The sequence below is a fragment of the Acidimicrobiales bacterium genome (genome assembly GCA_036399815.1).
Taxonomy (GTDB): Bacteria; Actinomycetota; Acidimicrobiia; order Acidimicrobiales; family DASWMK01; genus DASWMK01.
On sequence record DASWMK010000168.1, the window covers coordinates 19,509 to 38,307 of the forward strand.

Annotated in this window: 17 protein-coding genes and 1 tRNA gene; 15 read left to right on the plus strand and 3 right to left on the minus strand. The window is 72.7% G+C overall.

Annotated elements, in window-relative coordinates:
* Window positions 1-12: 12 nt before the first annotated feature.
* The 6 genes from VGB14_12085 to VGB14_12110 all read left to right on the plus strand — a co-directional run bounded on the left by VGB14_12085 (window position 13) and on the right by VGB14_12110 (window position 5,297).
* A complete protein-coding gene (locus VGB14_12085) occupies window positions 13-993 on the plus strand; it encodes an ABC transporter permease (protein ID HEX9993658.1) in 981 nt (326 codons plus the stop codon).
* Entirely contained in the window at window positions 993-2,156 is a 1,164-nt protein-coding gene (locus VGB14_12090; protein ID HEX9993659.1) for an ABC transporter ATP-binding protein, read from the plus strand. Before VGB14_12085 ends, VGB14_12090 begins: the two co-directional genes overlap by 1 nt.
* Complete coding sequence (locus VGB14_12095) at window positions 2,153-3,265, plus strand: dipeptide ABC transporter ATP-binding protein (GenBank protein ID HEX9993660.1); 1,113 nt, start codon at window positions 2,153-2,155, stop codon at window positions 3,263-3,265. The genes VGB14_12090 and VGB14_12095 overlap by 4 nt, the downstream gene beginning before the upstream one ends.
* A gap of 61 nt (window positions 3,266-3,326) precedes the next feature.
* Window positions 3,327-3,557, plus strand: a complete 231-nt coding sequence (gene secG, locus VGB14_12100; GenBank protein ID HEX9993661.1) for a preprotein translocase subunit SecG — start codon at window positions 3,327-3,329, stop codon at window positions 3,555-3,557.
* A gap of 40 nt (window positions 3,558-3,597) precedes the next feature.
* A complete protein-coding gene (locus VGB14_12105; GenBank protein HEX9993662.1) occupies window positions 3,598-5,199 on the plus strand; it encodes an ABC transporter substrate-binding protein in 1,602 nt (533 codons plus the stop codon).
* Between the two features lie 14 nt (window positions 5,200-5,213).
* A tRNA-Leu gene (locus VGB14_12110) sits at window positions 5,214-5,297 on the plus strand.
* Between the two features lie 350 nt (window positions 5,298-5,647).
* Here the strand turns inward: VGB14_12110 and VGB14_12115 are convergent.
* Window positions 5,648-6,142 (minus strand): very short patch repair endonuclease, encoded by a 495-nt coding sequence (locus VGB14_12115; GenBank protein ID HEX9993663.1) that lies wholly within the window; start codon window positions 6,140-6,142, stop codon window positions 5,648-5,650.
* 127 nt (window positions 6,143-6,269) lie between these two features.
* On the opposite strand from VGB14_12115, the gene VGB14_12120 reads away from it, so the two are divergent.
* On the plus strand, window positions 6,270-7,358 hold the full coding sequence (locus VGB14_12120; protein ID HEX9993664.1) for a DNA cytosine methyltransferase: 1,089 nt from the start codon (window positions 6,270-6,272) through the stop codon (window positions 7,356-7,358).
* A 22-nt stretch (window positions 7,359-7,380) separates the two neighbouring features.
* Here the strand turns inward: VGB14_12120 and VGB14_12125 are convergent, their stop codons facing one another.
* Complete coding sequence (locus VGB14_12125) at window positions 7,381-8,538, minus strand: hypothetical protein (GenBank protein ID HEX9993665.1); 1,158 nt, start codon at window positions 8,536-8,538, stop codon at window positions 7,381-7,383.
* Between the two features lie 575 nt (window positions 8,539-9,113).
* Here VGB14_12125 and VGB14_12130 point away from each other — a divergent pair.
* The 3 genes from VGB14_12130 (at window position 9,114) to VGB14_12140 (ending at window position 11,142) form a co-directional block, all read left to right on the plus strand.
* Window positions 9,114-9,680, plus strand: a complete 567-nt coding sequence (locus tag VGB14_12130) for a dihydrofolate reductase family protein (protein HEX9993666.1) — start codon at window positions 9,114-9,116, stop codon at window positions 9,678-9,680.
* Window positions 9,681-10,041: 361 nt separating this feature from the next.
* On the plus strand, window positions 10,042-10,494 hold the full coding sequence (locus VGB14_12135) for a phosphotransferase (GenBank protein HEX9993667.1): 453 nt from the start codon (window positions 10,042-10,044) through the stop codon (window positions 10,492-10,494).
* Window positions 10,495-10,581: 87 nt separating this feature from the next.
* Window positions 10,582-11,142, plus strand: coding sequence for a dihydrofolate reductase family protein (locus tag VGB14_12140; GenBank protein ID HEX9993668.1), 561 nt, complete (start codon window positions 10,582-10,584; stop codon window positions 11,140-11,142).
* A gap of 58 nt (window positions 11,143-11,200) precedes the next feature.
* Here the strand turns inward: VGB14_12140 and VGB14_12145 are convergent, their stop codons facing one another.
* Window positions 11,201-12,055 (minus strand): alpha/beta hydrolase, encoded by an 855-nt coding sequence (locus VGB14_12145; GenBank protein ID HEX9993669.1) that lies wholly within the window; start codon window positions 12,053-12,055, stop codon window positions 11,201-11,203.
* A gap of 63 nt (window positions 12,056-12,118) precedes the next feature.
* Here VGB14_12145 and VGB14_12150 point away from each other — a divergent pair, with 63 nt between their 5' ends.
* From VGB14_12150 to nrfD, 5 genes are all read left to right on the plus strand, one after another.
* Window positions 12,119-13,075: an ATP-binding cassette domain-containing protein gene (locus tag VGB14_12150; GenBank protein HEX9993670.1), complete on the plus strand. Its 957-nt coding sequence runs from the start codon at window positions 12,119-12,121 to the stop codon at window positions 13,073-13,075.
* Window positions 13,072-13,890 (plus strand): ABC transporter permease, encoded by an 819-nt coding sequence (locus VGB14_12155; GenBank protein ID HEX9993671.1) that lies wholly within the window; start codon window positions 13,072-13,074, stop codon window positions 13,888-13,890. The genes VGB14_12150 and VGB14_12155 overlap by 4 nt, the downstream gene beginning before the upstream one ends.
* Before the next feature lie 41 nt (window positions 13,891-13,931).
* Window positions 13,932-17,165, plus strand: a complete 3,234-nt coding sequence (fdh, locus tag VGB14_12160) for a formate dehydrogenase (GenBank protein ID HEX9993672.1) — start codon at window positions 13,932-13,934, stop codon at window positions 17,163-17,165.
* Window positions 17,162-18,001 carry a 4Fe-4S dicluster domain-containing protein gene (locus VGB14_12165; protein HEX9993673.1) on the plus strand — a complete coding sequence of 280 codons (840 nt, stop codon included), beginning with the start codon at window positions 17,162-17,164 and terminating at the stop codon, window positions 17,999-18,001. The genes fdh and VGB14_12165 overlap by 4 nt, the downstream gene beginning before the upstream one ends.
* Before the next feature lie 41 nt (window positions 18,002-18,042).
* The coding region (gene nrfD, locus VGB14_12170; GenBank protein HEX9993674.1) for an NrfD/PsrC family molybdoenzyme membrane anchor subunit at window positions 18,043-18,799 on the plus strand (757 nt) is incomplete at its 3' end.

Sequence of the window (18,799 nt, forward strand, 5' to 3'; positions counted from 1 at the left end):
GAAGGAGTCGCCATGTCCGACACATCGGAGCGGATCCCGGGGGAGGGAACCAGCAGCGCCGCCCCTGCCGCGGTCGTCGAGGACGGGGTCCAGCCCGGCGCCGGCCCCGAGCGGGAGTTCACCGTCGAGGCCCGCAGCCAGTTCAAGATGGTGCTGCGGCGCTTCCTCCAGCACAAGCTCGCCGTCGCCAGCCTGTTCGTGCTGATCTTCATGATCCTCGCCTCGCTCGTGGGCGGGCGGCTCTGGAAGTACGACTACGACGAGCTGACCCCCGAGTTCTCGAGCGGGCCGACCCTCGACCATCCCTTCGGCACCGACGGGCCCGGCCACGACGGCCTCGCCCGGGTGCTCAGGGGCGCCCAGAAGTCCGTGCAGATCGCGCTGGTCGTCGCCCTGCTGTCGACCACGTTCGGCACGCTCGTCGGCGCCGTCGCCGGCTACTTCCGGGGGGTCGTCGACAACATCCTCATGCGGTTGACGGACCTGTTGCTCGTCATCCCGTCGATCGCCCTGTTCGCCCTGCTGGCCAACAAGCTGGCGGGCACCGGCGGCGGGAACAGCTGGTTGCTGCTCTCGCTCGCCCTCGCCGCCATCTCGTGGACCTCGATCGCGCGGGTCGTGCGGGGCGTGTTCCTCTCCCTGCGGGAGAAGGAGTTCGTCGAGGCGGCCAGGGCGCTCGGCGCGCCGCACTCGCGGATCATCTTCCGCCACCTGCTGCCCAACGCCGTCGGGCCGATCATCGTGAACGCCACGATCACCGTGGCCGTCGCCATCCTCGTCGAGACGGCGCTGTCGTTCCTCGGCCTCGGGGTGAAGCCGCCGGACACGTCGCTCGGCCGGCTCGTGGCCGAGGGGCAGCAGGCCTACGACACGAGGCCCTGGCTGTTCTACTTCCCGGGGCTGTTCATCATCGTGATCGCCCTGTCGGTGAACTTCCTCGGCGACGGCCTGCGGGACGCCTTCGACCCGACCCAGCGCCGGGTGCGTGCCTGATGGCCGAGCCCGTCAGCCACGTGCAGCTCGGCCAGGCCCACGAGGGGCCCGCCACCGCCAGCCGGGGCACCACCGACCCGGTCCTCGAGGTCAAGGACCTGTCGGTGGACTTCCCGACCGACGACGGCGTCGTCCACGCCGTCCGCGGCATCAGCTACGCCGTCTGGCCGGGCGAGGTGCTCGCCATCGTCGGCGAGTCCGGCTCGGGCAAGTCCGTGTCCTCGCTCGCCGTCATGGGCCTGCTGCCGAAGACGGCGAAGATCGGCGGCTCGGTCACCTTCCAGGGCCGCAACATCCTCGGCCTGAAGCCCAAGGAGCTGAACCGGTTCAGGGGCAAGGACCTGGCGATGATCTTCCAGGACCCGATGACGTCGCTGAACCCCGTCTACACGGTCGGCTGGCAGCTGGCCGAGGCGGTGCGGGCCCACCACGACGTGTCGAAGCGCGAAGCGCTCTCGCGGGCCATCGACCTGCTCCAGATCGTCGGCATCCCGAACGCCAAGGACCGGGCCTCGAACTACCCGCACGAGTTCTCGGGCGGCATGCGCCAGCGGGCCGTCATCGCCATGGCCATGGCCAACGACCCGGACGTGATCATCGCCGACGAGCCGACCACGGCCCTCGACGTGACCGTGCAGGCCCAGGTGCTCGAGACCCTGGAGAAGGCCCAGGAGGAGACGCACGCGGCGATCATCCTCATCACCCACGACCTCGGCGTGGTCGCCGGCATGGCCGACGAGGTGCTCGTGATGTACGCCGGCCGGGCCGTCGAGATCGGCACCGTCGACGACATCTACTACCGCCAGCGCATGCCGTACACGCTCGGCCTGATCGGCTCGCTGCCCCGCCTCGACACCGAGGGCGAGGTCCTCACGCCGATCACCGGCGCGCCGCCGTCGCTGATCAACCTGCCGCCCGGCTGCCCCTTCTCGCCCCGCTGCCCGCTCGCCCGGCAGCGCTGCCTCGAGGAGGAGCCGCCGCTGTACCAGACCACCTCGCCCGGGCACGTGGCCGCCTGCCACTTCTGGGAGGAGCTGGAGGGCGACGTGGCCGCCGACGAGATCTTCGAGGTGACCGCGCTGGACGAGACGCCGGCCGTCGACATGGCGGCCGACCCGGACACGACGGCCGAGGCCAGCCGACCCGACGGGGGGATCCGATGAGCACGAGTCCCGAGCAGGCGGGGGCGACGGCGACGGCGCAGACCGCCACGAGCGGGGGCGCCGGGCCGGAGGCGACGAGGGCGACCGCGACCGACGCCGCGACCGGCGTGAACCGGGACGGGCAGACGCCCATCCTGTCGGTCCGCAACCTGGTCAAGCACTTCCCGGTCCGGGGCGGCGGGATCGTCCGCCGCCAGGTCGGCGAGGTCCACGCCGTCTGCAACGTCTCGTTCGACCTCTATCCGGGCGAGACGCTCGGCCTGGTGGGGGAGTCGGGCTGCGGCAAGTCGACCACGGGACGGACGATCCTCCAGCTCACGCCGGCCACGTCGGGGGCGGTGGAGTTCAGCGGCGAGGACATCACGAGGAAGAACTCGCGGGAGATGCGCCACATCCGGCGCGACCTCCAGATCGTGTTCCAGGACCCGTACGCCTCGCTGAACCCGCGGCTGCCGGTCAACGAGATCGTGGCCGAGCCGCTGCGCATCCACGGGCTCTACAACAAGGGCAGCAAGGAGCGGGTCCGGGAGCTGCTCCGCACCGTCGGCCTGAACCCCGAGCACGGCAACCGCTACCCGCACGAGTTCTCCGGCGGCCAGCGCCAGCGGATCGGCATCGCCCGGGCCCTCGCCCTCGAGCCCAAGGTGATCGTGCTCGACGAGCCGGTGTCGGCCCTCGACGTGTCGATCCAGGCCGGCGTCGTGAACCTGCTGGAGGAGCTCCAGGAGCGCCTCGGCCTGGCCTACGTGTTCATCGCCCACGACCTGTCCGTCGTCCGCCACATCTCCGACCGGGTGTCGGTCATGTACCTCGGCAAGGTCGTGGAGACCGGCACCAGGAAGCAGATCTACGAGGAGCCGACCCACCCCTACACCCAGGCCCTGCTGTCGGCCGTGCCGCTGCCGGACCCCAACGCCGAGCGGAAGCGCAAGCGGATCGTGCTCACCGGCGACGTGCCGAGCCCGATCAACCCGCCGTCGGGGTGCCGGTTCCGCACCCGGTGCTGGAAGGCGCAGGAGATCTGCGCCCAGGAGGAGCCGGCCCTCGTCGACCGCGGCCACGGTCACCCCTCGGCGTGCCACTTCGCCGAGCGGATGGACGTCATCTAGCGCCTCGGCGGGTGGCCGCGCGGGGTCGCCGGGCGGCCACCGGCTGGTAGCGTGGTCGGCCGTGCTCACGTACGTCGTCGTCGCCATCCACGTGGTGGTGTCCGCGCTGCTCGTCCTCCTCGTGCTGCTGCACAGCGGCAAGGGCGGCGGCCTGTCGGACATGTTCGGCGGCGGCCTCGGGTCCACCGCGGCGGGGTCCACCGTGGTCGAGAAGAACCTCGACCGGATCACGGTGGTCTGCGCCCTGATCTTCGCCTTCACCACTGCGGGCCTGGTCCTCCTCCTGGACTGACCGGCCCCGCTGCCGGTCGGCCGCCGCCCTGGCGGCCGTCGTGGCGACGCTCGCCGTCGCCTGCGCCGGCCCGCCGTCGGCCCCGCCGCTGGAGCGGGCCGCGCCGGGCGACGGCACCCTCCCGTCCACCTCGCAGGTGACGGCGGCCCCGTCCACGGCGCCGGCGCCGGGCGGTGGCCCGGGGTCGTCCACCTCGTCGCCGCCGGCGGGGGCCCAGCCGGGCGGCGTGCTGCGCATGGGCCTGGAGGACCCCGGGTCGTTCGACCCGGTGGCCGCCTCGCCCGCCGACCAGGCCGCCCTGGTGGCGGCCGACCTGCTGTTCGACGGGCTGACGGCCGCGGGACCCGACGGCGCCCCGGTGCCGGCGCTGGCCGCCTCGTGGCAGCCGTCCGAGGACCTGCGGACCTGGCGGTTCACCCTGCGCCAGGGGGCCCGCTTCTCCGACGGGTCGGCGGTGACCGGCGGCGACGTCGCCTTTTCGCTCTCCCGGATGGCGGCGAGGGGCGCCGGCGACCCGGTGGCGACCGCGCTGCGGGGGGTCGAGGTGTCGGCCCCGTCGGCCGGCGAGGTGGTGGTCACCGTCGACCGGCCGTCCGCCGAGGTGCCGGCGGTGCTGTCGAGCCCGCTGCTCGGGGTGGTGCCCCAGGTGGCGGCGTCGGCGCCGGCCTTCGCCGGGTCGCCGGTGGGCAGCGGCCCGTTCCGGGTGGCCGGGCGGGACGGCGCCGTCGTCCACCTCCGCCCGGCCGAGGGGGTCGCCGCCAACCTGGAGGGGATCGACCTGCACCTCTACGCCGACGACGCCGACGCCTACGCCGCCTGGGTGGCCGGCGACCTCGACTGGTCCCAGGTGCCATCGACGGCGGTGGGCGACGCCGAGGCCAGGGCCGGGGCCAGGGGGTTCGTGCCCTTCCCGGCGATGCTGTACCTCGGGTTCAACCTCCGCAGCCCGTCGCTCGACGACGTGCGCTTCCGCCAGGCGGTGCTGGCCGCCATCGACCGGGACAGCGTCGTGCGGGCGGCGTACGGGACGGCGGTGACGCCCCGGGCGGCGCTGGTGCCGGCCGGGGTGCCGGGGGCCGTCGACGACGCCTGCGGGTCGGCCTGCTCGCACGACGCCCGGCGGGCCCGCTCGCTGGTCGAGGCCGCCTTCCCGGACGGCCGGGTCCCCGAGCTGCCCCTCGACTACGACCAGGGCGCGTCGCAGGAGGCGCTCGCCCGGGCCATCCAGTCCGACCTGGCCGAGGCCGGCATCCCGTCGACCCTCCGGGGCCGGCCGCCCGAGGAGTTCGCCACGTTCGCCACCAGCGGCGGCCAGGGCCTGTTCCGGCTGGGTTGGGTCGGCGTGTTCCCGACCCCCGACGCCTTCCTCACCCCGCTGTTCCGCTCGGGCGGGGCCGAGAACGCCGTCGGCCTGGCCGACGAGGAGGTCGACGCGGCGATCGACGCGGCCCGGGCCGAGCCCGACCCGGCCCGCCGGGCGGCCGCCTGGGCCGAGGCCGAGCGCCTCGTCCTGGCCCGCGCCCCGGTCGTCCCGTTGGGCCAGTTCCGCACGGCCACGGTGTTCTCCCGGCGGGTCCAGGGCCTGGTCCCGAGGCCCGACGGCACGTTCGACCCGGGCGCCGTCTGGCTCCAGCCGCGCTAGCATCGACCGTCCACGTCGGAGTGGCGGAATAGGCAGACGCGCTAGCTTGAGGGGCTAGTGCCCGCAAGGGCGTGGGGGTTCAAGTCCCCCCTCCGACACGCTGGATCGAGCGCCTCAGACGCACGTCGCGTGTGGTAGCGAGCCGGCGAGCGTGCCTCTTTGCGCGCTCGGTCCGCACGTGCCATCGGCATGGCGAACGACGCCTTTGTCATTCGCCGACGGCGCCGATCGTGGCGGACCTCCGTTCGTTGCAGACGCTCATGGGGTCGCGCTTCAGAGCGGACCTTTTGAGGGTGTTTGACGCCGACCATCGGGCACGGCGAGATCAAGGCGAACGCCAAGGATCCAGTCAGCCTGTCGCCGACGAAGGGTCGAACAGCACCGAGTCGTCGGACGCGAACGTGCGATCGAACCTCCGTCCCGGTGGCTCGGGCGGTCACTGTCGGGGTCAAGCGACCGTTCGGCGACGCCGCTTCCCGACCGACGCTTGGATGCGAAGTGCGGCGTCAGTCGGATGCTCGTGTTCCCAGATCCGTAGCGGAAGCCAGCCTTCGGCCTGAAGGCGAGCGTCGGTGTCGTCGTCGCGGCGCCGGTTGCTCGCGATCTTCTCGGGCCAGTACCAGGTGTTCTTACGGATCGTGCCGCGGGCGTGAACCGGGCACCCGTGCCAGAAGCACCCGTCGACGAACACGGCGACGCGCGCTGCTGGGAACACCAGGTCTGCTGTGCGCCGGAGGCCGGGGAGCGGGCGCCGATTGACGAAGAACCGCAGGCCTAGCCGGTGCGCTGCTCGCCGAACCGCGAGCTCCGGTCCGGTCCCGACACGCCGCTGCGTCTGCATACGCCGGCGCGCGGCCTCGCTCGACGCGAAGGACGTCTTCGGGACCGCAGGAGGGCTGGTCAGCGACCGTTCGGGCTCGCCCGCCGCCGGCTTCACTGTCACACCCCCTGCTTACCCTCCGGCCATTGGCTTGACGAGCCGTGACCGTCGCCGACAAGGCAACCAGCTGAGCCTCCTGGCGGGGTCGACCATGCGCGCCCCGCACGGCGCAGGGAGCCAGACTCGCGCCATGGCTGTCGGTTCGGCGATTTCGCTGTTCTCGGGTGCCGGCGGCCTCGACCTGGGGATCGAGGCAGCCGGTTTTCGGACCACGGTCGCCGTCGAGTGGGACGAAGACGCTGCCGACACGATGGAGAAGAACGCCAGCGCCTTCTTCCCCGGCCTGCAGGAAGTCGTCCGCGCCGACCTGTATCCGCTCGCGACCGGTGCGCCGAGAGGAATCACCACACGAGACATCCTGCGCGCGGGCGGGTTCACGGGCCGCGAGCGACCTGCTCTGCTCGTCGGAGGTCCTCCGTGCGTCGCCTTCTCGAAGTCCGGGTTTTGGCTCGACTGGAAGCGTGACGGTGTCGACCCTGCAGCGAGCCTCCTTCAGGCGTACACGCGTGTGCTCGTCGAGGCCCGGCCGCGGCACTTCATACTCGAGAACGTCTACGCGCTGACGTTCGACAACAAGGCGAGCCGTCCAGCGTTCGAGCGGTTGCTAAGGGAGATCGACGACGCGGGCTACCGCTTCAGCTGGCGAGTCCTGAACGCCGCCGACTACGGGATCCCCCAGGCGCGGCCCCGCCTCTTCATCGTTGGTGCCGCCAAGGGCGAGAAGTCGCCGGAGCTGCCGGAGCCGACACACCACGGGGAGTGGGAGCGGCGGCGAGTCGTCGGCGGGCCGCTGCCGCACGTCACGGCCGGCGAAGCTCTGAATGGGCTCGTGACGGAACCCGAGCCAGAAGAGGTTGTCCGCGGCAAGTGGGGCCATCTGCTGCCCGACATCCCGCCAGGCGACAACTACCTCCACTACACGGCCGAGCGAGGTCACCCGAACCCGGTGTTCGGTTGGCGAACCCGCTACTGGTCGTTCCTGTTGAAGCTCGATCCGAGCCGTCCGTCGCCGACAATCCAGGCTCAACCGGGGCCGAACGTGGGTCCGTTTCACTGGGAGAATCGGCGGCTGCGAGTCCCGGAGCTACGCCGGCTCTTCACCTTCCCCGATTCGTTCGCCTTCGTCGGGCGCAGAGGCTCGATCCAGTCTCAGATCGGCAATTCTGTGCCGCCCTTGCTGGGTCGAAGGGTCGCCGAGGGCGTAGCCGCCGCGACGTGAACACTGCTCCCCTCTTGATGTGTCAAACAACGAGGTCTGCGAAGCGGACGCGCCAAGTGGAGTCGACTCGTTGAATCGCTTGTATCCGTGTGTTGTCCTCCTTCCACGGCGTGAGGTTCGCAGTCCATTGAAACCTGTACTCCCAGATGCCGGTCGAGGGAAAGAGACACGCGGCCACGACATCGAACTGGTCGAACGTGTACTTTCGGCCGGTCCCTGAGTCGCGGGTCTTCTGAACTTCAACCTTGAAGTCGCCGCCGTTCTTGTAGCGGTCCTTGCTGACGGTCTTGCACTCGACCAGAAGCGTGCGTCCGTCGATGAGCTGGACGCGGAGGTCGGGCTGGCCGTCCTCGTCGATCTCCTGGACGTGAGCGACCGACGGGTCGACGCGCAGCGCCGCTGCAAGGTGATGCTCGGCGACCCCTCCGCGGACAGCGATGCCCAGTCGGAAGTTCGAACCGATGATGTCGAGGATGGTTTCCGACGGCAGGCCGAAGAACGTTTCGAGACGATGCGGACCGGAGTCAGAGGTGAGGAACGTCTCGGCCAGCGAGCGACGTAGACCAGGATCGAGACCGAGCGCGGTGGCCTTCGACTCGAACCGCACATAGTCCAGCAGGCGGTGCGGCCTGAACCCGACGAGGGTTTCCAGTCCCTCCCAACTCGGGCGCCGCTTCCCTCCCGTCTTCTTGCGTTCCCATACTGCCCACGCGTGTTCGTCGGCAAGCTCGACATGCCGGTCGCGGTAGTAGACCGAGATGCCCATTGGAAGGTCGTCGTACACGAGCGGGTCAAGGCCGACGATGAACTCGCTTTCGGGGTCGACTGCGAGTACCAACGTGACGTCCACTCCCGCGATGTCACGCGCGACGCGGTTGTCCTCATCCCGAGTTCGCACCGGATCGCCGAGCCGAATCTGAGCCCGGTGCTCGTCACGCGGCCGGTTCTTCGTCTCGCGGCGAGTCGTCGTGAACGGGTAGACGAGAATGCCGTAGCGCCCACCCTGGGTGTCATCGGCTCCGAAGTAGATCGGGGCGACGAGCTGTTCGCGGAAGGAGCTGTACACGAGCCGGCCGCCGCTCGCCTCGATGGCGTACTCCAACAGTTCGACGACCGCCTGGCGTTCCGCCTCGATCGGGTACACCTTCGGTACGTAGAGGCGGCCGGCAAGCTCTCGCACGACATGAGCGTCGCACGGCTGCACTGCTGACGGACGGAACTCCAGCGGCGCTGTAGGCGTGCAAGGCGCGAGCCCTGATCGCTCGTAGCCCGGCGCAGACGACTGGTCACCGCCACGCCGTCGCGGTCCTGCCGATGTCAGCGCTGAGCTACCGGGCCACGTGCTCGGCGAGGTGGCCGGTCGTGAGTGGTCATGTCGGCGCCACGCGCCGTTGTGTTCGACCTCGCCGCCTATCGCACGCCTTCGGGCGGCCGGCGCATACTGGAGGTGTCGCATCGCTGCGAGGCCCACCATGGGGAAGCACCGCTGCGCGGCCCGAACAAGTCGAGGTGCGCTGGCGTCGCCGCCCGAGGAAGGTAGCAGCGCATTCCGCACAGGCCGCCGAGGTGTGTCGCTCAGCAGCCACCGGTCTCACTTTGTCGGCGAACGCGGCGGCCGCACGAACGACCGATGCCCAAGTCCCGAGGCGCCGGAGTGGATTGCGCCGGACGTCCGCCGTAGTCCGGGTCCGATGAGTCTCGGGAGCGAGGGGAGTCTCAGTGGAAACGCCCGGATCACCGAGTCGACACTGGAGCGTGAGCGTGGGCAAACTCATCTACTCGGCCATCGCGTCGCTCGACGGCTACGTGGAGGACGCGAGCGGGCGGTTCGACTGGGCGGCGCCGGACGAGGAGGTGCACGGGTTCGTCAACGACCTCGAGCGGCCCATCGCCACCCACCTGTACGGGCGCAGGATGTACGAGACGATGGTCTTCTGGGAGACGGCCGGTCTGGCCGACGACGACCCCGAGGTCATCCGGGACTTCGCCTCGGTCTGGCGAGCCGCCGACAAGATCGTGTTCTCGAGGACGATGACGTCGGCGGCGAGCGCACGGACGCGCATCGAGCGGGACTTCGACCCCGGTCTGATCCGGCAGCTGAAGCAGCGGGCCGACACGGACCTGTCGATCGGCGGCGCCGACCTGGCCGGGCAGGCGCTGGCCGCCGGGCTCGTCGACGAGGTGCAGCTGTTCCTCGTCCCGGCGATCGTCGGTGGCGGCAAGCGCGCCCTGCCGGCCGGCGTGCAGGCACGGCTCGGGCTGGTCGACACCCGGGCGTTCGGCGGCGGCGTCGTGTACGTCCGCCACGCGGTCGACGGCTGACCCGCTCGGCGCGTGGCGACGCGAACCGGGCGCGGCTGCGTCGGCTGGGCTTCGAGCTCGGCGGTCGGGTCGAGGCCGGCGAGTCCGGTGGGGCATGGTGGGCGACGGAGCCGGACGGCGAGCCGGTGGTCCTCAAGCGGTTCCCAGACGAGACCGTCGCCGACCGCTACGCCGGGCTCCTCCCCGCCCTCGCCGAGCTCCGATCACGCGGGGTCCCCGTCCCCGAGTACCGGCACGTCCTCGTGGTCGACGGCGGCACGTTGTCGGCGCAGCAGGTGCTGCCGGGGGCGTCGGTCGACAACCCCTCACCGGCGATGGTGCAGCAGGTGGTGGCGTGCGTCGCCGCCATGGTCGGGGTGGCGTGTCCGCTGCCGGCGCCGACCTGCTCCCCTGGGGGGCGTCGGTCGTGGACACCCTCACCGTCGGCGTGGACGGCTGGGCGATGCACGAGCCGCTGCGCTCCGGCGGTCGACGCAGCGCGGCGGTGCTCGACCGCGTCGAGGCCCTCGGCGCCGACGCCGACCCGGCGTGGTTCCCCGGTGACGACGGCGCGCTCACCGGCATCATCGACTGGGACGGCGCGTGCGCCGGCGATCCCCGCTTCGACCTCGTGCGGTTCGCGTACGACCTCGACGGCCACGATCAGCCGGTCTGGGACGTCGTCGAGGCGACGGGCATCGAGCCACGCGTGCTCCGGGCGCACGTCGCCCACCACGCGCTGCGGTGCACGTCCTGGCAGATCCGCCACCACCCCGAAGACGCGCCCCGCCAGCTCGATCGCGCCGAGCGCGTCCTCGATCGGCACGGCGCCTAGCAGCCGGCGACCGCTCAGCTGCCCGCGTCGTGCGCTCGCGCGTACGTTGGCTCGCCGGGGCGGTCCCGCTGACGCCGGAGGAGGCCCATGGCCAAGCTGATGTACGTGGCGAACGTGACCCTCGACGGCCACATCGAGGACGCCGACGGCCGCTTCGACTGGGCCGAGCCGACCGACGAGTACTTCGGCTTCATCACCGACCTCGTGCGCCCTGTCGGCACCTACCTCTACGGCCGGCGGCTGTACGAGACGATGGCCGTGTGGGAGACCGACCCCACCCTGGCCGCGCAGTCGGAGCTGCGGGCCGACTTCGCCGGCGTCTGGCAGAGCGCGGACAAGGTCGTCTACTCCACGACCCTCCGCACGGTGTCGACGGCCAACACACGGCTCGAGCCCCGCTTCGACCCCGATGCCGTCCGCGACCTCAAGGCGTCGGCCGCCGGCGACCTCACCATCGGCGGGGCGACCCTCGCCGCCCATGCCTTCGACGCCGGCGTGGTCGACGAGTGCCACCTCTTCGTCGGCCCGGTGGTCGTCGGCCGGGGCAAGCCCGCGTTCGGGAGCGCCGCCCGCACGGAGTTGGACCTGCTCGAAGAGCGCCGTTTCGACAACGGCGTCGTCTACCTCCGCTACCGCACCCACCGCTGACCACCGAGAGGGACGGCAGCCACGTCGCTTCGACGGTCCCAGCGGCGCCCGCCGTGTGTCAGGCGGCGACGGTGCGGAGCCACTCCAGGGCTTCGGGGGACTTCGTGAGGACGCTGACGTGGCCGTCGTCGTCGAACACGCGCAGCTCGGCGTCGGGGCAGTGCTCGGCCAGCCAGCGGGCGTGGGCCACCGGCGCGATGCGGTCTCGGGCGCCGTGGTGGAGCAGGACCGGGCAGCGGACGTCGGCGACGTCGAAGCCCCACGGCCGCACGTACGACAGGTCGTCGTCGATCTGGCCGTCGGGGCCGCCCGCCATCGCCGCGTTCACCACCTCCAGCATCCACGCCCACTCGCCCCGCAGGGCGGCCAGGTCGGCCTCGGTGAACTCGGGGTCGTACTCGGCGCCGGACGCCGCGAGGCGCTCGATCGCCTCCCGGCCGGCCAGCGCGGCCTGCAGCGCCGCCACCCCCGAGGCGGTCATCCCGTCGAACCAGTCCAGCCCGTCCGCCCCGTACGGCGCCAGCGCGGACGCGGCCACCACGGCGACGACCCGCTCGCCGAGCAGCGCCGCGCAGGCCAGGGCGTGCGGTCCGCCGCCCGAGTGGCCCATCACGGCGAACCGGTCGATGCCGAGCGCGTCGGCGACGGCCGCCACGTCCCCGGCCGCCGACCCCACCGACCGGCCCGGGTGGGGGGTCGACCCGCCGTATGCCGGGCGGTCGTAGGACACCCACCGCAGCCCCAGCCGTTCGGCGGCCGCGACCAGGGGCGCGGGCGGCGCCCCCGTGTTCGGCGTGCCGTGGTGCCAGAACACGGCCAGCCGGTCGTCGCCGCCCTCCGGCACGGTGTCGTAGGCGTGCAGGGCCCGGCCGTCGTCGAGCCGGACGTCGACCTCGGTGACCCCCGCTCCCACGAGCCGAGAGCCTAGGAGCGAAATGCACCGCGCGCCGCCACCGCGCGCGGCAGGCTGTCGGCCGTGCCGGCTGTCGTCGCCGAGGGCCTCACCAAGCGGTTCGGGTCGACCGAGGCCCTGCGGGGCGTCGACCTCGAGGTGGAGCGCGGCTCGGTGCTCGGCGTGCTCGGGCCCAACGGCGCCGGGAAGACCACGACCGTCCGCATCCTCACCACGCTGATCCGGCCCGACGCCGGGCGGGCCACGATCGACGGCGTCGACGTCGTCGCAGAGCCCCGCCGGGCGAGGGCCAGGGTCGGCCTGACCGGGCAGTACGCCGCCGTCGACGAGCGCCTCTCCGGCTTCGAGAACCTCGAGATCGTCGGGCGCCTCTTCCACCTCCGCCGGCCGGAGGCCCGGGCGAGGGCGACCGAGCTGCTCGACCGGTTCGACCTCACCGAGGCGGGCGGCCGGGTGGTGAAGACCTACTCGGGGGGCATGCGCCGGCGGCTGGACATCGCCATGTCGCTGATCGGCCGGCCGTCGGTGCTGTTCCTCGACGAGCCGACCACCGGGCTCGACCCCCGGAGCCGCCTGGCCATGTGGGACCTCATCGAGGAGCTCGGGCGGGAGGGCACCACCACCCTCCTCACCACCCAGTACCTGGAGGAGGCCGACCGGCTGGCCCACCAGATCGTCGTCATCGACCACGGGACCGTCATCGCCAGGGGCACGTCGAGCGAGCTGAAGCGGGAGATCGGCGGCGACCGGGTCGAGGTGACCGTGCAGGACCCGGCCGACCTCGACCGGGTGACGGCCATTCTGCACCCCCACGCCTGCGCGGCCGAGCAGGTCGACCGGGACCGGCGCCTCGTCGGCATCCCCGTCGAGGACGCCACCGGCATGGTGCCGGCGGTGGTCCGGGCCCTCGACGAGGCCGGCGTGAAGGTGGCCGACGTCGGCGTGCGCCGGCCGACCCTCGACGACGTGTTCCTCCAGCTCACCGGCCACGCCGCCGAGGACGGGGAGGACCGGGGATGACGGCGGCCACCGCGACCACCGCGGCGACGACCGTCGAGATCGAGGACGGCCCCGCCTGGTTCGCCAGGGACAGCTGGACCGAGGCGTCCCGCCATCTGCGGGCCATCCCCCGCAACCCGGAGCTGATCATCTTCGTCGTCGTCCAGCCGGTGATGTTCGTGCTGCTGTTCGTCTACGTCTTCGGCGGCTCGATCGAGGTGCCCGGCTACGCCAGCTACCGCCAGTACCTGCTGCCCGGGATCTTCGCGCAGACCGTGCTGTTCGGCTCCGGCTTCACCGGGGTCGGCCTGGCCGACGACCTGCAGAAGGGCATCGTCGAGCGCCTGCGCTCCCTGCCCATGCACCAGCCCGCCGTCCTCGTCGGCCGCACCGTGTCCGACCTCGTGCGCAACGCGCTGACGTTCGTCGTGATGATCGTCGTCGCCTTCCTCGTCGGCTTCCGGTTCGAGGGGAGCCTGGCCGGCGCGGTCGGCGCCACCCTGCTGCTGTTCGGCTTCTCCTACGCCTTCTCGTGGGTGCAGGCGCTGATCGGGCTGTCGGTCGGCTCGGTCGAGGCGGCCAACTCGGCCGGGTTCATCTGGATGTTCCCGCTGACGTTCGTGTCGTCGGCCTTCGTCGACCCCGACAACATGCCGGCCGCGCTCCGGGTGTTCGCCGAGCACAACCCGTTCACCGTGCTGACCGACGCCGTCCGCGCCCTCTACAACGGCCGCGACCCCGGCAGCGACGTGCTCGTCGCCGTCGTGTGGGCCGTCGGCATCACCGCCGTGTTCTCGTACCTGGCGTCCCGCAAGTTCGCCTCGAGCACCCGCTGACCGTGTTTGGCGGCGGGGGGCACGGGTAGCGGCGGCGGCGGATGGACGTGCGCGCGCTGCTCGGGCGCTGGCCGGTCCTTCGCCAGGTGACGGGCCGGGACGGGCTGGGCCGGGGCGCGGCCGCCGTGTCCGAGCGCACCGCCGCGTGGCGGCCCCGCACCGAGGACGCGGACCACGTCGCCCGCTCGGTCTGCCCCTACTGCGCCGTCGGGTGCGGGCAGCGGGTGTACGTCAAGGACGGCGGGGTCACCCAGATCGAGGGCGACCCGGACAGCCCGCTCTCCCGGGGCCGGCTGTGCCCGAAGGGCAGCGCCAGCCGGAACCTCGTGACGAGCCCGCTCCGCCAGACGAAGGTCCGCTACCGGCGGCCCTACGGCACCGAGTGGGAGGACCTCGACCTCGACACGGCGATGGAGATGATCGCCGACCGGGTCCTCGCCGCCCGCCGGGCCGGGTGGCAGGACACGAACGAGGACGGCGTCCCCCTCCGGCGCACGACGGGGATCGCCAGCCTGGGCGGCGCCACCCTGGACAACGAGGAGAACTACCTCATCAAGAAGCTGTTCACCGCGTTGGGCGCCATCCAGATCGAGAACCAGGCCCGCATATGACATTCGGCCACCGTCCCCGGTCTGGGGACATCCTTCGGCAGGGGCGGGGCGAGCACCTACCAGCAGGACCTCGCGAACGCGGACTGCATCGTCATCCAGGGCTCGAACATGGCCGAGTGCCACCCGGTCGGGTTCCAGTGGGTGATGGAGGCCAAGGCCAGGGGCGCGAAGGTCATCCACGTCGACCCCCGCTTCACCCGGACCAGCGCCCTCGCTGACCTGCACGTCCCGCTCAGGGCCGGGACCGACATCGCCTTCCTGGGCGGCGTCGTCCACCACATCCTCGAGCACGGCCTCGACTTCCGCGAGTACCTCCTCGCCTACACGAACGCGTCGACGATCGTGGACGAGCGCTTCCTCGACACCGAGGACCTGGACGGGCTGTTCTCCGGCTTCGACGCCGAGCACCGCCTGTACGACCCGTCGTCCTGGCAGTACGAGGGGATGACGGCCGAGCCGCCGAGCGGCGGGCGGGACCAGGGCGAGGCCCGGGAGCAGGCGACCTCCCACGAGCACGGCAGCCACGGCGCCCCGCTCGACGGCGACGGGCCCCGCCGCGACCCGACGCTTCAGCACCCCCGCTGCGTGTACCAGATCCTCCGCCGCCACTTCTCCCGCTACACGCCCGAGGCCGTCGAGCGCGTCTGCGGCACGCCCAAGGAGCAGTTCCTCGAGGTGTGCCGGGCGTGGACCGAGAGCTCGGGGCGGGAGCGGACGACGGCGCTGGTGTACTCGGTGGGCTGGACCCAGCACACCGTCGGCGCGCAGTACATCCGCACGGGGGCGATCATCCAGCTGCTGCTCGGCAACATGGGCCGGCCCGGCGGCGGCGTCCTCGCCCTCCGGGGCCACGCCAGCATCCAGGGGTCGACCGACATCCCGACCCTCTACAACCTGCTGCCCGGCTACCTGCCGATGCCCGACGCCGGCAAGCACCGCGACCTGGCGTCGTACCTGGAGGGGATCACGGGGCAGCGCCGGGCCGGGTTCTGGGGCCGGGCCGACGCCTACACGGTCAGCCTCCTGAAGGCCTGGTGGGGCGACGCGGCCACGGCCGAGAACGACTGGTGCTACGACCACCTGCCCCGCATCGACGGCGACCACGGCACCTACCGCCAGGTGCTCGACATGATCGACGGGAAGATCAGCGGCTACTTCCTGCTCGGCCAGAACCCGGCCGTCGGCTCGGCCAACGGGCGGGCCCAGCGCCTCGGCATGGCCAACCTGGACTGGCTCGTCGTGCGCGACCTGTTCGAGATCGAGAGCGCGACCTGGTGGAAGGACGGGCCGGAGGTGGCGACCGGCGAGATCGTCCCCGAGCAGTGCCGCACGGAGGTGTTCCTGCTGCCGGCCGCCTCGCACGTCGAGAAGGAGGGCACGTTCACCCAGACCCAGCGCCTGCTCCAGTGGCGGGAGAAGGCGGTGGAGCCGCCGGGTGACTGCCGCTCCGAGCTGTGGTTCTTCTTCCACCTCGGCCGGATGGTCCGGGAGCGGCTGGCCGGGTCGACCGACGAGCGGGACCGCCCGATCCTCGACCTCACCTGGGACTACCCGACCCACGGCGAGCACGACGAGCCGTCGGCCGAGGCCGTGCTGATGGAGATCAACGGCGTCGACCTGGCGACGGGCCGGCCGGTCGACGGCTTCACGGACCTGCGGGCCGACGGCACCACCACGGCGGGGTGCTGGATCTACAGCGGCGTGTACGCCGGCGGGGTGAACCAGGCCGCCCGCCGGCCGCCCCCGGAGGCGCAGGGGCCGGTCGCCGGCGAGTGGGCCTGGGCCTGGCCGGCCAACCGGCGCATCCTCTACAACCGGGCGTCGGCCGACCCCGAGGGCCGGCCGTGGAGCGAGCGCAAGGCCTACGTCTGGTGGGACGCCGAGCGGGGCGAGTGGACCGGCCTCGACGTGCCGGACTTCGAGCGGACCAAGCCGCCGTCGTACGAGCCACCGCCGGGCGCGAAGGGCGAGGACGCGCTCGGCGGCGCCGACCCGTTCGTGATGCAGGGCGACGGGAAGGGGTGGCTGTTCGCGCCGGCCGGGCTGGTCGACGGGCCGCTCCCGACCCACTACGAGCCGGCCGAGTCGCCGGTCGCCAACGCCCTGTACGGCCAGCAGGCCAACCCCGTCCGGCAGGTGTTCCCGCACGCCGCCAACCCCGGCCAGCCGGGGCCGGGCGCGCCGGGCAGCGAGGTGTACCCGTACGTGTTCACGACGAGCCGGCTGACCGAGCACCACACGGCCGGCGGCATGAGCCGCTACGTGCCCCTGCTGGCCGAGCTCCAGCCCGAGCTGTTCGTCGAGGTGTCGCCGGCCCTCGCCGCCGAGCGGGGGCTGACCCACCTGGGCTGGGCCCACCTCGTCACCGCCCGGTCGGCGGTCGAGGCCCGGGTGCTGGTGACCGACCGGCTGGTGCCGCTGCGGGTGGCCGGCCGCACCGTCCACCAGGTCTGCATCCCGTACCACTGGGGCCAGGGCGGCGGCCTCACCACCGGCGACGCGGCGAACGACCTGTTCGGCATCACCCTCGACCCCAACGTGCACATCCAGGAGAGCAAGGTGGGCGCCTGCGACATCCGCCCGGGCCGGCGGCCGACCGGCGAGGCGCTCCTGCGCTACGTCGAGGACCACCGGCGCCGGGCCGGCGAGGGGGGACCCCCGTGACCCGCCTGCGCGACCGCCTCCTCGGCCCGGTGGACCCGGCGCCCGACGCCGGGTGGGAGGAGCCACCGCCCCGCGTCGGCTTCTTCACCGACACGTCGGTGTGCATCGGGTGCAAGGCGTGCGAGGTGGCCTGCAAGGAGTGGAACGGCGTCCCCGAGGCCGGCCTCGACCTGCTCGGGTGGTCCTACGACAACACCGGCTCGCTCGGGGCGAACGCCTGGCGCCACGTCGCCTTCGTCGAGCAGCCGACCGCCGGCGACGGGGACCGGGCCGGGATGCGCTGGCTGATGATGTCGGACATCTGCAAGCACTGCACCAACGCCGCCTGCCTCGACGTGTGCCCCACCGGGTCGCTGTTCCGCACGGAGTTCGGCACGGTCGTGGTGCAGGAGGACATCTGCAACGGGTGCGGCTACTGCATCCCCGCCTGCCCCTACGGCGTCATCGACCAGCGGCGGGGCGACGGCCGGGCCTGGAAGTGCACCATGTGCTACGACCGGCTGAAGGGCGGCCTCGAGCCGGCCTGCGCCAAGGCCTGCCCGACCGACTCGATCCAGTTCGGCCGGCTCGACGTGCTGCGGGAGCGGGCCGCCCGCCGGGTGGGGGAGCTGCACGACGCCGGCGTCGGGTCCGCCCGCCTCTACGGGCACGACGACGCCGACGGCGTGGGCGGCGACGGCGCCTTCTTCCTGCTCCTCGACGAGCCGGAGGTCTACGGGCTGCCGCCCGACCCGGTCGTCACCACGCGCGACCTGCCGGCCATGTGGCGGCGGGCCAGCGCGGCGGCCGCGGCCATGGCCGTCGGCGCCGTCGTCGCGTTCCTGGGCCGGCGCTGATGCCGGGGGCCGGCGGGCGGCGCGGCGGCGAGGAGCCGATGGTGCCGGCGGCCGAGTTCCGCTCGTACCACGGCCGGCCGGTGCTGAAGCGGCCGGTGTGGAAGTGGGACATCCCCGCCTACTTCGCGGCCGGTGGGATCATGGCCGGGTCCTCGCTGCTCGCCGCCGGCGCCGACCTCACCGGCAACCGGGCCCTGCGGCGGGCCGGCCGGCTGGCGGCCGCCGCCCACCTCGCCGCCAGCACGGCGTTCCTCGTGCACGACCTCGGGCGCCCGGGCCGGTTCGCCAACATGCTGCGGGTGGCCAAGCCGACCTCGCCGATGAGCGTCGGCACCTGGCTCCTCGCCGCCTACGGCCCGCCGGCCGGGGCCGCCGCCGCCTCGGAGGTGACCGGCCTGCTCCCCGGCGCCGGCCGGGTCGCCGGGCTGGCGGCGGCCGCCCTGGCCCCCGCCGTCGCCAGCTACACGGCCGTCCTCACCGCCGACACGGCCGTCCCCGCCTGGCACGACGCCCACCCGCAGCTGCCGTTCGTGTTCGTCGGCAGCGCGGCGGCGGCGTCCGGCGGGCTGGCCATGGGCCTCGTCGCCCCGGCCGACGCCGGGCCGGCCCGGCGGCTCGGCGTCCTCGGCGCGGCCGTCGACCTCGCCGCGTCGACGTGGATGGAGCGGGCCATGGGCCTGTCGGCCGAGCCCTACCGGCAGGGCCGGGCCGGGCGCTTCCACCGGTGGGCGAGGGGGCTGACCGCGGCCGGGGCCGTCGCCACGGCCGTGGCCGGCCGCCGGAGCCGCCTGGCCGCCG